Origin of the sequence: Mesorhizobium sp. M0119 (assembly GCF_040322615.1) — a bacterium.
Classification (GTDB): domain Bacteria; phylum Pseudomonadota; class Alphaproteobacteria; order Rhizobiales; family Rhizobiaceae; genus Mesorhizobium.
The window spans coordinates 48,420-62,838 of the sequence record NZ_JAMYTU010000017.1 but is presented as its reverse complement, the minus strand read 5'-3'; the positions used below and the strand labels follow the sequence as shown (position 1 = coordinate 62,838).

The following is a 14,419-nucleotide window of genomic DNA, read 5'->3' as shown; positions in this document are numbered from 1 at the left end:
ACCGGCAGTACGGCGGCCCGGTCTATCGGGTCGCCGCGTTTTCGAGAGCGCTGCTGAACCTGACCTCGATCGTGTCTCCCGGCATGACCTCAGTGTCTTCTTGGGCCGGCTGTTTCCGCCATTCTTCGTCGACTTTGCGAATGATCGTGACCTCGGCCTGGATCCTTTCGCCGGCAACCGGCAACGGCAGGGCGGCAGCTCCCGTGGGCTGCAACTTCTGGCTCGCGGCGCGAAGCCTTGCGCTGACGTCGGCAAGACGCACATTGGTATCCTTCAGCTCGGTCAGCAGACCGATCCTTCTTTGGTTGTCATTGCGTTCGTGCTGTCTGGCAAAATCGTCCTGCTGACGTCGTGCTCTCATTAGTTCAACCGAGGTTTCGAGTGCCCGGCTGGAAGAGAGCACCAAAGCGCGCCGGACATCGGCGAGCCGGGTATTGGTTAGATTTCCCGACTCAAACGCTTTTCTTACGCGCGCCAGCTCGTCTTCGTCCGCCTTCACCCCATCCGCTTCGGCCTTCTCGCGCTCGAGCAAGGTCTCGGTTTGTGCAGCAGCATCCTTGCCACTTTTATCGAGAAAGCTCTGCTCTTTCTGGAAATTGTCCAAGGAGAGCTTCAGACCTTCTGCTTCGGCCTGCGCGATCGCCGACGCAAAACTTGCCGGCAAAGGCGACCCTTGTGGTGGCTGCATGTCGAAAGTCGACTTACCCTGAAGTTCGGCGCGGATACGGGCGCTGTGAAAATAGTCTCTCGTGTATTCCCCCCAAAGCGACTCATAATCGCGCCGCAGATCCACCGGATCGGGGCCAACCTGGGTTGCCCGGGACCGCAAAAGGCTGAAACCACCTGACACGGCAATCGCCTGCCGCACGGTCATCAGCGGGCGGTAGGCCTGCTGTCCGGGAGTGAGCACGTCGCCGGTCACATAGATCGGCCTGTACTCTGCAACCACGGCGGTCACGTCTGTCGGCTTGATGACGATCATTTGCTCCCGCCCGTCAGGCAGCCGCTGGTGGAATATCTTGGTTGGCAAGATCGTCTGCATGCGTGTCTGCAATTCGGCCGGAGTCAGGCCGCCCACCGAAACCATCCCGACTTCGGGAAGCGCGATCGTGCCGTCCATCTGGACCACCGCACGTTGCGTTCGCTCAGAGATGGAGGCAATTCCTATCTCGACGGTATCGCCCGCGGAAAGTCGATAAGCAACCCGCGCTTCCGCTGCAGCGGCCGTTTCCACGGTAGCCAGCATACCGAGCACGACAAGAAGGATTCGATTAACGAGGACCATTGGCGGCAATCTCCTTCTGGTTCGACCGCGGCTCTTCCGGCCAATCGAGACGGGTGATGAATTCGTAGACCGGCCCGCCAGGCACGCCCCAGTTGCTCGACCAGATTACCTGAGAGCCGTCGGGGGACGGCGAGGCATGGGTTTCGCTCCAATAGTCGGACGGGACGTTGTGGGTTTGCGTGACCCGTCGAACCTCACCGCTACCATCGAGGCGCAGCGCGATCACCTCTCGCGCATATGGCGCCCAGTCGGGATTGGCAGAGATCTCATCGGGATTGCCGCCATAGCTCACGAACACCCAGCCGCTCCTGTCCAGTGCCCGCACGGACGCATGCTCGGCTTCGCCAAACTTCATAAGCGAGGTGACCTTCCCGTCGACCAGTCTCCTTTTGATGACGTGATATTTGTCGGGGTCGGATTTGCTGATGCCCACGAAAACTTCGCTGCCGTCTTCATCGACCGTCATATCGCCATGGCCGGGCCGATGATGGTCCGTCCATCTCTGCCGCAACGTCCCGTCGACGGAGAAAACAGCTCGCTGTTCTGTGTCTTCCTTCACGTTCTGAAAGCACAGGATATTCGCTCCTAGCGGGGAGATCGAGCAGGCGCTGACGGTTCCGGCAAGCTGGGCAAGATCGATGTCCGGAAATTTCCGGCGCTGCTTGAGATCATAGGCAAAGACAACCATCGCACCATCGCCACGGATTGCGCGCACTGCTATGCGATCGCCGTTACGGCTGGGATTGCCTTTGGACGGCCCGAACTGAAGACCATGGTAATTCGGCGACACGAACAGCACGTCTTCGCGATTGGTCCGCGGCGCCCAGGTCGAAATTTTCCGGTCCTGAACGCAAATCATCAGATCGGCATTTTGCGGATGCCATTCGCATTCAGCCGATCGAGCGCGACGGAAAAGCGGGACATAGGTCTGCCCGTCGAAAAAGCACATGCCATTGCAGCCGTTGGTGATGAGGAGGAGACTCTGGTCTGAATTCCACGCCTGCGAGCTGGAATAACGGTGGCTGCAAAATTTTTTCTCGCATACGACGCCATTGCCAAGAGCGCCAGGCTTGGTAATGCGCATGAAAATTGTCCCGAAGGCTGGATCCGTCGCGGGTTGGAGATAATCGGGCAGATCCATCATCACTGGCGCGACAAACTGTGTCGGCGCGCTGTCTTGCCGGCCGCCGGCCGTGGACAAATTCAACGACAAGGCAGCCGCAATCAACAGTGGAGCCAACCCACGCGGGCGAAAGGTCATGTCATGTAGCCCATTTCGTGTCGCACTCGGCCTTCGCTGAGGCGCCCTTGCCACCATCCGATGGTCCGCTCCAAGCCTTCGCGCAGGCTGGTCTGGGCGCGCCATCCAGTCTTGCTTTCGAGGAGCGAAGAATCGGCCAGCAAGGCACGCACCTCGGAATTCTGCGGCCGCAGGCGGCGCTCGTCGCGGTGAATCGGTTTCTTGCAGCCACTCAATTCGATCACCAGATCCAATATGTCCGAGATCGTCACAGCGCGCTGGCTTCCGGCATTGTAGGCATGGCCAAATTCGAGCTCGGCCGAACCTGCGGTCAAAAACGCCGCCGCAGTGTCTTCCACGAAAGTAAGATCGCGGATCGGGCTTGTGTCTCCCACCATGATCGCCGGGCATTTTTTGTCGAGAGCCTGACGTATGATGGTCGGTACGATGGCCCGCTCACTTTGGCGTGGGCCGTACGTATTGAACGGCCGCATAATAACCACGGGGATGTCGAACGATCTGGCGTAGGACTCCGCCATCATGTCCGCACCGATCTTGGATGCCGAATATGGCGACTGTCCCTGCAAAGGGTGGGATTCGCTGATAGGCATTGTCAGCGCGGTGCCATAGACCTCGCTTGTCGAGGTGTGCACCACACGCTCAGTCTCCCATTGGCGCGCCGCTTCGAGGACGTTGACCGTGCCCAGGATGTTGGTTTCCACATAGGACTGGGCGGCCGCATACGAATACGGGATAGCGATCAGTGCGGCGAGATGAAACACGACCGCCTGGCCACGCACGATCCGATTAAGGAACGCGCTGTCGCGAACATCGCCTCGGATGAGGTTCAGCTGGCTTCGTATGGTGTCCGGTAAATCGTCCAGCCAGCCGTGGCTGTCGAACGAATTATAGAGAGCCACCGCCGTGACGTCGGCACCGCTACGGACGAGTGCTTCGGTGAGATGCGAACCGATGAACCCATCGGCACCCGTAACCAGAACTTTCCTGCCCTTGTATGCCATGACCCAAGCGTTCCCCCTATGACGTGAGGCACTGACTTTGCAAATCCACGAGAGCGCGGATGTCCCGCCTGCTCTCAAGTTCCGATCGGCGGCGGCGAAACGACGCCAAGCACCGCCAGCAGCCCGCGCACCATCCACACGACATCGGAGACGATTGTGCGCTGCGGATAATAGGAAAGGTCGAGCCTGGCTTTCGCAGGAAACAGAACCTCGCGGTAGAACAGTAGCGGGTCCACGGATCCCGGATAAAAATGCGCTTCATTCCGGAAGAGGACCTGGGCTGGACCCAGCAAGCCTGGCTTGTATTGTAAAATACCCTCGAAGCTCCCGCGAAAACAATCGGCGAAGACAAGGCTCTCCGGGCGGGGCCCGACGATTGCCATCTCGCCTCTGAAGACGTTCCAAAGCTGCGGCAGCTCGTCGAACTTGGTGGCGGCGAGGAACCGTCCTACCGGCGTCATGCGGCTATCATAGGCCATGGTCAGCGCCAAGCCACCGGGATCGCATTGCACGCTGAACTTGCGGAACTTGTACATGCGGAATGGGCGAGCACCGGCCCCGACGCGGGTCTGCGTAAAGAAGATGGGCCGACCACCTTCCAGCAGCAGCGCCACGGCAATCAGCAGCATCAGCGGAGCGAAGACGATCGCCGCGGCCGCAGCAACGACGAGATCAATTGCTCGTCTCACAGACCCATGGGCGGCGCTCGAGACGTTAGGCCGGTGAATGGCTAGGTCCAGGGCATTCATGCGGCTGTTCCTGTCTGGGCGCAACTGTTAACCGCTGCGGCAAGAGCGACAACCACCGTTTCGACCAAAGGTGCTGTGACCTGCGGATGCAGCGGTACCGTCAGCTCGCGCTGCGCGAAATCTTCAGTGCGCGGTAAATGAGTACCGGGAATAAGCTCACGATAGAGCGTCATCTGGTGCACCGGCGGGTAGTGGATAGTGGTTTGTATCCCTTGCGCGCGCAGTGCGTCGATGACGTCTTGCCTGTCGGCGTAGCGTGGCAAAAGGATAGGCATGATGTGGTAGGCCGACGTCCGCGGCTCGTGGAACGGGATGGTCACGGCCGGGCAATGCTTGGCTATGAGACGGCGATACAGCATGACCAGGATACGCCTGATCTCATTCCACTCCTGCAAATTTTGCAGCTGGACCAGTCCGATCGCAGCCCGCAATTCATCCATGCGATAGTTGAATCCGAGCATGGTGACATCATACTGAGGGGTGCGGCTGTTCAGCCTTTGACGTGTCCCGGTGGTCATCCCATGTCCACGCGCCTGGCGGATTGTCTCGAGCAGACCGGCATCCCTGGCGATCACAGCCCCGCCTTCCGCCGTGGTCATGTTCTTGTTGCCGTAGAAGCTGAAGGCGGCCGCGGCACCAAATGTCCCCACCTCCTTCAAGCCCGGCGCATGCGCCGCGTCCTCGACGATATGCAGCCCCCGGGCACGGGCGAACCTCTGCCATTGTTCCCGATCGGCGAGGTAGCCGGCGAAATGGACGAGAATGATTGCCTTGGTGCGGGTCGTGCATTTCGCTTCGGCTTCCACGATCGACATCAGCGGCACGTCGGCTGACTCGATGTCGACGAAGACCGGCGTCGCACCGACATAGAGGACCGCATTCGCGGTCGCCACGAAAGTCAAGGATGGCACCAGCACCTCGTCGCCCGGTCCGATACCAAGTGCGTGCAAAATGAGATGAAGTGCTGCGGTACAAGAGCTGACCGCGACGCAATCCTCCGCGCCATGCACGTCGGCAAAAGCTTGTTCGAAGGCTCGTACCTGCTCCCCCATGGTCAGCCAGCCGCTGTCGATGACCTTGGTCAAAGCAGTCTTCTCCGGCACACCCAAGATCGGGGCACTGACCAAGAGCATCACAACCTCCTAGACTGATAACTGTGGGACCGGGCTCGTGATTTCGTCATGCAGCCGTCGCAGTGACCTCGATCGACGCCGACTGGTCTTCCCAGGAAATGGTCTGTGCGTTCTGAAAGTCGTCGACGCGCCCGATATCGAGCCAGAGACCCTCATGCTTGTACACGTGCACGGTCGTGCCGTTCTGCATCATCTGCAGCATCAGGTCGTCGAACCCAAAGGGTATGCCGGATGGGATAAACTGCAGAACGTCCGGGTTCATGCAGTAAATTCCCATGCTGACCAAATGCGAGAGCGTCGGCTTTTCGCGAAAGACCTGCACGGTATTGTCGACTTCGTCGATGACGCCGAAATCCATCTTGATCAGGCGACAGGCTGTTGCGATCGTCACTGGATCGGTGTGCTTACGGTGCGCTGCTACAAATCGACTGAGGCTTAGATCCGTGAGGACATCGCCATTGAGAACGATGAATGGCTCCGTCAGTTCATCCCTGATCAAAGACAGCGGCCCGATGGTGCCAAGCGGCTCCATCTCCTGCGTATATCGAATTTTCAGGTTCCACTGCGAGCCATCTCCACACACGGTGCGGATCAAGTGGCCGAGATACCCGGTTGTAATATAGACTTCCTGAATACCGTTGCGTCGCAACCATTTCAGAAGCATCTCGAGAACCGGCCGTGCGCCGATCGGCATGAGCGGCTTCGGCAAGACCGAAGTGAAGGGGCGGAGGCGTGTTCCCATTCCTCCACATTGAATAACCGCTTTCATCCTGGTCCTCCCTTGTTCATTCGGCCTGAACGCTGTCGTCACGGGCCGGCTATCCTGCCCTGGTCAGCACCCGGGAAACGCGTTCTTGTCCCCTCAGAAGAACCGGTGAGATTTCCCGTAGAAGACCGGTGAGATTTCCCCACTGTCCCCTGATCCGGACATTGCATCTGGATGGTATGTGGCCGTCAGGGTGGATGTCGTCGTGCATTCGAATGGTAACAATTCAGCCGTTTTGCTGTTCTATGTCTTTAGACCTATAGCAGTGCTGAACGACCGACCGGTCTGTCAGCTGTCCAAAAGGTCAGAACGTATGTTCGATGACGTTCGGCGGGTTTCGCTCATAAGGGGCAAAAAAAAGAGGAGCGTTTCCCGTCATTTAAGATTATATTAGAAATCTGGCGTTTGCGGTGTTCGGGGTGCCGCAGCGTCGGCTGGATGAATCGACGAGTGGATGGCCACGACTTTCAGGCCATCACCGTTCAATCCATTCAGATAGGCGTTGGGGTAGTTCAATGTATCGAATCGTCATCGCCGACGATCACGGCTTGTATCGTCGCGGCTTGCGATTGGCACTGACCGCAGGCATTCCAGGTGTGGAGATATTTGAAGCGTCTTGTTTCGACGCGGTGCTCAGTTTGCTGGCAGAGCAATCGTTCGTGGATCTTGCGATCCTGGACCTGAATATGCCGGGCCTGTTCAATCAAGAAGTGCTCGGCGGGATTCTGTCTGCCTATCCGGACACGCGATTTGCGATCGTTTCGGGAAACGATTCGCGCTCGGAAATACTCACGGCTCTGTCGATCGGGCTTCACGGCTACATCGTAAAGTCCCAGACGGACGAAGAGGTTGTTTTGGCCGTCAACGAAATCCTCTCCGGCCGCATCTATGTTCCTGCACTTCTGTCACGCTCGGGTGCAACGCAAACAACCCACGCGCATACCCATTCCGACGACAAAAGCCCACAGAGGCGTACCGCTGGCGTCAACCTTGGCAGGCTGACCTCGAGGCAAAAGGAAGTCCTCAAGCTGATGGCGGAAGGCTATTCGAACAAGGAAATTGCGCGCGATCTGGAAATCGCGGAGGCGACCACGAAAATCCACGCTGCTGCGGTTCTGCGTGAGTTGGGGGTACGCAATCGGACCGAGGCTGCCGTTATGCTGAAGACTTGGCTTTCGAGACATGCCAGCTAGAACGCCGCGCGTCCTTTTGGACGTGCAAACGGCGTCCCAAGACTCCTCATGAGACTCCTCATGCATATTACTGCATATCCCAATGCCGCGGCGCAGCTTTGGGCCAACGACATTCTTGGAAGGAACCCTGCGCATCTCAAAGGCCGCTCAGCGACCCGCCTTTTGATATCTGCTTTCCGATTGGAGCACTGCACTACGAACCGATTTCCTTGCGTGACAGCCGCAGCGAATACCGCAACCCTTGGTCCGATATCTCCAGCTTGGGAGAGTGACCGACAAGCGGCGATCCATCCACTCCGATTATCATGGAACCGAAGCCATGACGGACTACGCTTGAGGTCCGGCGCCGCCCTGATTCCACCCACTCGAACACAATATCACTGCCTGTGTCTTCAGGTGCGAACGTCCAGCTTACGTCGATTCGGCCTTTTGGATCGCCAAGCGCTCCATATTTCATGGAATTGGTGGCAAGCTCGTGAACGATCATTGCAAAACTCTCGGCGGCGCCTCCCGACATCGCCACGGAAGGACCGCTGACCGATATGGCGCGTGTTCCCATATAAGGGTGCAACTCTTGCGCAACGAGATCGTTTATCGCGCCCGATACGCTGCCGTTGCGTGAAAGGAGCAGATGGGTTGCCTCGAGCGCGCGTATCCGGTCGATCAGCATTTCCTTGTATTTGGCGACGTTGTTTCCGGGAACATCGACCATCTTCACGAGCGCCGTGATCACCGCGAAAACATTGCCGAATCTATGACGCTGTTCGAGCATGATACGCTCCCGCTTCTTTGCCGCGGCGCGCAGCAGCATGGTTTGTCGTCTCTCGCTCAGGTCGGCAGCCACTCCAAGCCGCTGTCCACCATCGTCATGTCTTTCCTCCCTTCCGCGCAGGGCAACCCAGCGGATATGTCCGTCCGGTCGGCGGACGCGTATCTCAACATCGTAATCCGTGACCGATGGTGCGGACTTTCTCGATGCCGCCAGCTTTGGCCAGTCCGCCGGATGAACGACAGCTGATAGTTCCTCTAAACGGCGGCGATTGGCGTGGGCCAGGCCGAGAATGTCCCAGAACGTGTCGGAGCCCGTGACTGTCCCGTCTTTAAGGTCGATCCGCCACGTGGCCAAGCGTCCAGCAGACAGGGCGAGGTCGAGCCATTCCTTCTGAGCCCGAAGCGCTTCGTGAGCAGCTCGTCGGTCCGAAATATCATCGACCACCACGAAGATACTCTCCGAAAGAACCCCCTCGGGCACGGACGAAGAAAGCGTTAGACGAGCCCAGAATGCCGTACCGTCCTTTCGTGACAGACGCACCTCCGAAACGAACGAAGAAATGTCATTGCCCAGCCTCGCCAGCAACTGCGCCAAGGTGTGCCGGTCGTTCGGATGGGCGAGCGTATCGAGCTGCAATTGGGCAAGCTCCTCCTCCTTGTACCCGGTCATCTCACAAAGGCGTTTGTTGGACTGCAGCAACTCGCCTTTCTCGTTGGTGTTCGCGAATCCCATGGCAGCACGTTCGAAGGCCCAACGATAGCGGCTTTCGGTCGCTTCGACGGCAGCGAGCCTGGCCTCGGCGACTTCCAGCAACTCACGCAAGTCCTGCCGAAGGCGATGGAACGTCATGGCAATCACCCCGCCCGAAACCAGAAGCAGGATTGCGCGTGCCCAATCTCCATTTGAGATCTGATCGTGTCCTCGTGCCCACAGGCCGACAGCCACCATCAGAATGGTCGCAGCGAGCGCAGGTACGCGATCTTCGAGATAGGCGATAATAATAATAGCCGGAACAAATTCCAGAAAACTGGCGCCTTGCCCAATATAGCCCGACGATTTTATTTCAAATATCAGTGTGGCAGCTAATACCGATGCAGAGGCAATATGAGTTAGCAATCTGCCTGACGGGTTCGAATTCGACCTGCGCGACTGCGAGCTCATGGACACAGACTACAACCTTCTGACTAGCCCGTCGAGACTAGAGCAAAAAACGTACAGCTTAGTACCACTGCCGGATTGCCATACCGCTATCATAGCGCGCATTTTATCGGATGCAGCGGGGCCTAAGAGCTGCCTTAGAACTGTCAGATCATACTAAGTTTTCAAGGTGGTGATGCACATATCATCCGTCAGCGCATAGAAGACTAGAATCCAGCTAAACATAGAAGACTGTCTGAATCCCGATTACTTATTTCGGGCGTGTGAAACTTTTGGGTTAGGGGTAGAAAATGAATCTGATCGATAGACAGGTCGATGCTTCTTCGAGCAATCGGTACATTGCTACGAGGACCAAGTATGATTTTGAGGCGCGGAATACGCGACCCTCTTCTGGTCACCTTCCCGATCGTGCATCGGATCCATTGGACGCAAGGCTCGGGGAACCAAAAGGCCGCAGTCTGGAATCCATAACCGGCGTGCTTGATCGCATTGGCTGTGGCTATCTTGTGCTGAATCGCGAAAGAAAAGTAGTCGAGTGGAACGCAGCCGCCCAAACCACGCTTGAGCGCCAGGGCGAAGCGGCCGACACGGCGAGCGGACTTACGGCCGCCCTGAGGCGGCTGATCGCGAATGTTCCGGGCCAATTCCTGCCGGGCTCGTTGTCCTGGGTCGTGATCCGCAGCAGGGGCGACCGGCCGGTGATACTGAACGAGAACGGCGTTATCGCTCCCGACGGAACGAGCATTGTGGCGTTGCTGGATCGGGACAACAGATCTGGGCCAAATCCTCGCACGTTGCAAAGAATGTTTGGCTTGACGAGCGCAGAAACGCACCTCGCCTTGCGCTTGGCTCAGGGCGACGCACCTTTGGAGATCGCTCGCAGCTGGCGTCTCAGCCGCACCACGATCCGTTCCCAGCTTGCCTCGCTGTTCGCCAAGACCGAAACAAAACGCCAGGCGGAACTGGTGGCCCTTCTTGGGCGTATTTCGGTCCTGCCATAAGGGCCGGTCACTTGGACACAATCGCCGGACGTCGGCATCCGCCCGGGATTTGGTTGGGGCGAGTAGGAGTGTCATGACTTGGCAGGTTGTGCACCGCATTGGGCACTCCACCAGGTTCGATGCGCCGGCGTAAATATCGGAAGCCGCAATCCCGGACCGGCAATTCGGTACTGTCGAACGGATTCGAAAGGCGACAAGTTGGACAACGATCTATGCAGCGAGTCTGTTCTTGCCGCAGCGGAGAAGGTGGAAATCGCTCGATCGCGTTCGGACCGCGCGGTGAAGAGACTTGCACGGACCGGACCGATCGTCGTCACCGGCGCGGCAGGCTTCATTGGTTTCCACGTCGCCTTGCGGCTTTTGCGTATGGGTGTCGAAGTCATCGGTGTCGACAATTTCACCCCCTACTACGATCCACGACTCAAGGAAGCGCGGTTTGCGCGCCTCTGTGCCGAGTCCGGCTTCACTCCGATGCGAATTGATCTGGCGGATGCGGCGCGCGTCCAGTTGCTGTTTTCAGAAGTTCGACCTTCAAACTTTGTGCATCTCGCGGCTCAGGCCGGCGTGCGACATTCACTAGTTGACCCGCATGCCTATGTGCAATCGAACATAGTGGCGTTTCTCAACGTCCTTGAGGGCTGCCGGCACTTCGGTGTTAGTCACCTCGTCTACGCCTCCTCGAGCTCCGTCTACGGCTCAAATCGAACCATACCGTTTTCCGAGCATCACGGCGCCGATCATCCTGTCAGTCTGTACGCCGCAACCAAGCGTTCAAACGAATTCATGGCGCATTCATACAGTCACTTGTTCGGCTTGCCCGTGACCGGACTGCGCTTCTTCACCGTTTATGGCCCCTGGGGCAGGCCCGACATGGCGGTCTACATGTTCACGCGTGCGATTATCGAGGGGAACCCAATCGAAGTAGCCAATGCCGGCCGCGTGTGGCGAGACTTCACCTATATCGACGATATCGCTGAGGGCGTGGTTCGAGCACTTGCTGCACCGCCGCGGCCCGATCCGCATTGGGACCCTTGCACCGCCGACCCTGCTACAAGTTCCGCGCCGTATCGCGTCTACAATATCGGCAACGACCGGCCCGAGGAGATCAACCGGCTGATTTCGATCATCGAGACCGCCCTTGGCAGCCGGGCGCTTCGCGTGGATGTGCCGTTGCCGCCTGGCGACGTTCTGGAGACACGCGCCGACGTCAGCGATCTTCGCAAGGCCGTCGGCTTCGTCCCGACGACACGGCTTGAGGACGGAGTGCAACGCTTTGTCGAATGGTACCGGGACTTTCATGGAACAGATGCCGCGGCCAGCATATGGCAACAAACGTTGATGCATGTAGAGGCCACCGTGTAATCCGCGCCTTATCGGAGCGACGGATCCACGCGTCCGCTATCCTGGTCGCGGCTGCTGGTCTGGTCAAAAGATCAAGCTGATGCCGCATAGCGTAACGACGACATTTCCGGTCATCGATGCCCGCGCGATCCTCGCAGAATCGGCTCATCGCGGGCAATTCCAATGAGCGATCTCAATTCAGAGACTGCAGTTGTACTTGGCACGGAGCACAAAGAATTCGCCGCATCCGCGTTCTGCCGAACAATGTCATTCAGATGGATGATGGTGACGTTCGGGCCCCATCGTAAGCTCTGCTCAACCGCATTTTGCCTCCTCGGAATCGCGAGCTCATGTCCCAAAGCTACTTTCTGAGATCCAGGACGGTTCCTACGGTCGAGAAAATAATCACTCGTGTTCCTCCAAGCCCGATCGGCGGTATTCTTCGCGCGGCAGGAGGCGTTTCGGCCATGGCGATTGCCGGCCAGCTGACCCTCGTCGCCGCTATTCCCGTTTTGGCCCGGCTCTATTCCCCGGCAGATTTCGGGATCTTCACGATTTACCTGTCGATCGTAAACATCCTCGGTGCGATCGCAGCACTGCGTTTCGAGGCCTCCCTTTATGGGGTCAAGGACAGTGCGCAGGCATACGTGACTGTTAAGCTCATTCTCCTGGCTGTCTCGGTAACGAGTGTCCTAGCCTTTGCGGCAGGACTGCTGTGGGCGAGCATCGCTCCAGCGCGGGTTGGCCACCTCGCCTGGCTTGTTCCACTTGGGATGGGGGGCGCCGGTCTCGTCGAAGCAATGAACTGCTGGAGTCTGCGCGTAGGCCTGCTACGCGACTTCGCCCTCGGCCGCCTGATTTTGCCGGTGACCATGGCCCTGCTGCAACTAACTTTTGGGCTCGCCCATTTCGGAGGTGAGGCGATGGTGCATGCTCATATCCTGAGCCAATTCATCTTTATCGGAATCCTCGGCTCTCGGATTCTGAGCAGGAAGGACATAGGCGGCATCGCCCGAGCGCCGTGGCGGACCGTCTTTGCCGTCGCCAGGCGAGAATACAAGTTTCCGTTGTTCGACATTCCCTCGGCCCTAGCGAGTTTCGCCATCATTAATCTTCCCGCAATACTCGTTGGTTCGCTGTTTGGCGCCGCTTTTGCCGGTTACCTGGGAGTTGCGTCACGGCTGGTGACCGCACCCGTCACGCTGATCGCCAACCCGCTTAGCAATGTTTTTGTATCTGAGGCGAACAAAACCAGCAGTCGCGCCCATTTGCTCGGCACCGCGCACGGCCTCTTGATGCTTTCAGCCGGCCTCACTGCATTGCCAATATTAGCGCTTGGCCTAGCCGCGCCATATATCGTCGTTCCCCTCCTGGGCGCGCCCTGGGTCCCCGCCGCAGACATTATGACCGCGCTGGCGTTCATGGGTGCTACGCAGGCGTTGTCGACACCGCTTCAAGATGTCCCAGCTCTTCTGCGGCGGCAAGAGGTACGACTTCTCGTCGACGGCGCGCGGACGGCGCTTGTATTTGGCCCGCTACTCGCCGGTGCTGAGGCAGGTTGGGAACCACTCAAAGTCATTTATCTGATGGCGGCCGGGGGCGCCGTCGGGTTTGCACTGAAAACGGCGGCCTCTCTGTATCTTCTCCGCCACGACGTCGAACCAGTGGGAGCCGCCATACCAAAGCAGAGTCATCATCTCGAGGGAAAAACACCATGAAGCAATCGCAGCTTGATCAGCTTCTGACGACCGATGTGGTTGACCAACATCATCGCGCTGATGCTTCGCGACTGCGCCCTTTCATTTCAGTTGCCATCCCAACCTTTCGCCGACCGGACACGATCCGCCGGGCGATGGATAGCATTCTGAGTCAAGATTTTGCCAGTTGGGAGCTGGTCGTCAGCGACGACGAGGGCCGAGAGGGAGCGACCTGGGCAATCGTGGCCGAGTATGCACGGACCGAGCCTCGCATCCGAATTGTCGAGAACGGCCGTGGCCGGGGTCAGGTCGAGAATACCAACAACGCCATGCTCGCTTGCGTCGGAAAATGGATCAAGCTGCTCCATGACGATGACTGGCTGGCCCCAGGCGCACTCAAGACCTTTGCCGAGGTTTCAACCAAGCATCCCTCGGCTGCATTCATGACCTGTGCCGCGAACATAATCGAGGACGATCGGATGAAATTCCGATTGCCACCGCAAGGGCGACAACGGATCTCCGTCTACTCGAGCCAGCAATGCCTAACGGACCTCTATCTGGTCCGTACGACGCGGAGCCTTGGGATCATCCCGTCGACGCTGTTGATCAACCGCGACGTCATTCACGCGGGTTGCCTGATGCGCGCACACAATTCAATCCCGGCCGGAGTCGACCAGCTGTTCTTTGTCGACCTGGCATGCCACGGAGACATGGTCGCGATAAATGACGGCTTGATCTTCTACGACGCGACGAATCACCCGAGCATCACTACAACCAAGAGCTTCGATGAAGTTGATCAAGTAACTCTTGCTGTCAAAGAGCTTAACTGGAATCTAATTCAGGATCGTAAACACCTCCCTCGCCCCGAGACTTTGTTACGGGCGCTGCGGGTTGCTCGTATTCCTAGCAGATTCCACCAGCAGTCCTGGCGAGCGACGATCCAAGATGCTATCCAAATTCTTCGCCCATCAGTTATGAAAATTGCGAGCCAGCACATTCTTACCTACGTGTTCGCGATCCGCCCGAGACTGGGCCGGTTGCGTAGCCGGAGACGAATTTAGC

Annotated in this window: 12 protein-coding genes; 5 read left to right on the top strand and 7 right to left on the bottom strand. The window is 58.1% G+C overall.

What is annotated here, in order from left to right:
* Nucleotides 1-22: 22 nt before the first annotated feature.
* From NKJ40_RS17565 to NKJ40_RS17540, 6 genes are all read right to left on the bottom strand, one after another.
* Nucleotides 23-1,285, bottom strand: coding sequence for a polysaccharide biosynthesis/export family protein (locus NKJ40_RS17565; protein WP_352467099.1), 1,263 nt, complete (start codon nucleotides 1,283-1,285; stop codon nucleotides 23-25).
* Nucleotides 1,272-2,546 carry a hypothetical protein gene (locus NKJ40_RS17560; protein ID WP_352467098.1) on the bottom strand — a complete coding sequence of 425 codons (1,275 nt, stop codon included), beginning with the start codon at nucleotides 2,544-2,546 and terminating at the stop codon, nucleotides 1,272-1,274. The genes NKJ40_RS17565 and NKJ40_RS17560 overlap by 14 nt, the downstream gene beginning before the upstream one ends.
* Nucleotides 2,543-3,547 carry an SDR family NAD(P)-dependent oxidoreductase gene (locus tag NKJ40_RS17555; RefSeq protein WP_352467097.1) on the bottom strand — a complete coding sequence of 335 codons (1,005 nt, stop codon included), beginning with the start codon at nucleotides 3,545-3,547 and terminating at the stop codon, nucleotides 2,543-2,545. The genes NKJ40_RS17560 and NKJ40_RS17555 overlap by 4 nt, the downstream gene beginning before the upstream one ends.
* Before the next feature lie 74 nt (nucleotides 3,548-3,621).
* Entirely contained in the window at nucleotides 3,622-4,296 is a 675-nt protein-coding gene (locus NKJ40_RS17550) for a sugar transferase (protein WP_352467096.1), read from the bottom strand.
* Complete coding sequence (locus NKJ40_RS17545) at nucleotides 4,293-5,429, bottom strand: DegT/DnrJ/EryC1/StrS family aminotransferase (protein WP_352467095.1); 1,137 nt, start codon at nucleotides 5,427-5,429, stop codon at nucleotides 4,293-4,295. The genes NKJ40_RS17550 and NKJ40_RS17545 overlap by 4 nt, the downstream gene beginning before the upstream one ends.
* Nucleotides 5,430-5,475: 46 nt before the next feature.
* A complete protein-coding gene (locus NKJ40_RS17540; RefSeq protein ID WP_023675619.1) occupies nucleotides 5,476-6,198 on the bottom strand; it encodes a nucleotidyltransferase family protein in 723 nt (240 codons plus the stop codon).
* 512 nt (nucleotides 6,199-6,710) lie between these two features.
* Between NKJ40_RS17540 and NKJ40_RS17535 the strand changes: the two genes are divergently transcribed.
* Nucleotides 6,711-7,388, top strand: coding sequence for a LuxR C-terminal-related transcriptional regulator (locus NKJ40_RS17535; RefSeq protein WP_352467094.1), 678 nt, complete (start codon nucleotides 6,711-6,713; stop codon nucleotides 7,386-7,388).
* A gap of 193 nt (nucleotides 7,389-7,581) precedes the next feature.
* Here the strand turns inward: NKJ40_RS17535 and NKJ40_RS17530 are convergent, their stop codons facing one another.
* Nucleotides 7,582-9,321, bottom strand: coding sequence for a sensor histidine kinase (locus NKJ40_RS17530; RefSeq protein ID WP_352467093.1), 1,740 nt, complete (start codon nucleotides 9,319-9,321; stop codon nucleotides 7,582-7,584).
* 287 nt (nucleotides 9,322-9,608) lie between these two features.
* On the opposite strand from NKJ40_RS17530, the gene NKJ40_RS17525 reads away from it, so the two are divergent.
* The 4 genes from NKJ40_RS17525 (at nucleotide 9,609) to NKJ40_RS17510 (ending at nucleotide 14,418) form a co-directional block, all read left to right on the top strand.
* Nucleotides 9,609-10,319: a helix-turn-helix transcriptional regulator gene (locus tag NKJ40_RS17525; RefSeq protein ID WP_352467092.1), complete on the top strand. Its 711-nt coding sequence runs from the start codon at nucleotides 9,609-9,611 to the stop codon at nucleotides 10,317-10,319.
* A 279-nt stretch (nucleotides 10,320-10,598) separates the two neighbouring features.
* Entirely contained in the window at nucleotides 10,599-11,681 is a 1,083-nt protein-coding gene (locus NKJ40_RS17520; RefSeq protein ID WP_352467146.1) for an NAD-dependent epimerase, read from the top strand.
* A 446-nt stretch (nucleotides 11,682-12,127) separates the two neighbouring features.
* On the top strand, nucleotides 12,128-13,378 hold the full coding sequence (locus NKJ40_RS17515; protein ID WP_352467091.1) for a lipopolysaccharide biosynthesis protein: 1,251 nt from the start codon (nucleotides 12,128-12,130) through the stop codon (nucleotides 13,376-13,378).
* The gene (locus NKJ40_RS17510; protein WP_352467090.1) at nucleotides 13,375-14,418 is read left to right on the top strand and encodes a glycosyltransferase family 2 protein; all 1,044 of its coding nucleotides are present in this window, start codon (nucleotides 13,375-13,377) and stop codon (nucleotides 14,416-14,418) included. The genes NKJ40_RS17515 and NKJ40_RS17510 overlap by 4 nt, the downstream gene beginning before the upstream one ends.
* Nucleotide 14,419: the final 1 nt, after the last annotated feature.

Excerpts from the sequence above, each read along its gene's own strand:
- NKJ40_RS17535 (WP_352467094.1), top strand. The coding sequence starts at position 6,711 with ATGTATCGAATCGTCATCGCCGACGATCACGGCTTGTATCGTCGCGGC.
- NKJ40_RS17565 (WP_352467099.1), bottom strand. The coding sequence starts at position 1,285 with ATGGTCCTCGTTAATCGAATCCTTCTTGTCGTGCTCGGTATGCTGGCT.
- NKJ40_RS17540 (WP_023675619.1), bottom strand. The coding sequence starts at position 6,198 with ATGAAAGCGGTTATTCAATGTGGAGGAATGGGAACACGCCTCCGCCCC.
- NKJ40_RS17545 (WP_352467095.1), bottom strand. The coding sequence starts at position 5,429 with ATGCTCTTGGTCAGTGCCCCGATCTTGGGTGTGCCGGAGAAGACTGCT.
- NKJ40_RS17550 (WP_352467096.1), bottom strand. The coding sequence starts at position 4,296 with ATGAATGCCCTGGACCTAGCCATTCACCGGCCTAACGTCTCGAGCGCC.
- NKJ40_RS17555 (WP_352467097.1), bottom strand. The coding sequence starts at position 3,547 with ATGGCATACAAGGGCAGGAAAGTTCTGGTTACGGGTGCCGATGGGTTC.
- NKJ40_RS17510 (WP_352467090.1), top strand. The coding sequence starts at position 13,375 with ATGAAGCAATCGCAGCTTGATCAGCTTCTGACGACCGATGTGGTTGAC.
- NKJ40_RS17560 (WP_352467098.1), bottom strand. The coding sequence starts at position 2,546 with ATGACCTTTCGCCCGCGTGGGTTGGCTCCACTGTTGATTGCGGCTGCC.
- NKJ40_RS17515 (WP_352467091.1), top strand. The coding sequence starts at position 12,128 with ATGGCGATTGCCGGCCAGCTGACCCTCGTCGCCGCTATTCCCGTTTTG.
- NKJ40_RS17525 (WP_352467092.1), top strand. The coding sequence starts at position 9,609 with ATGAATCTGATCGATAGACAGGTCGATGCTTCTTCGAGCAATCGGTAC.
- NKJ40_RS17530 (WP_352467093.1), bottom strand. The coding sequence starts at position 9,321 with ATGAGCTCGCAGTCGCGCAGGTCGAATTCGAACCCGTCAGGCAGATTG.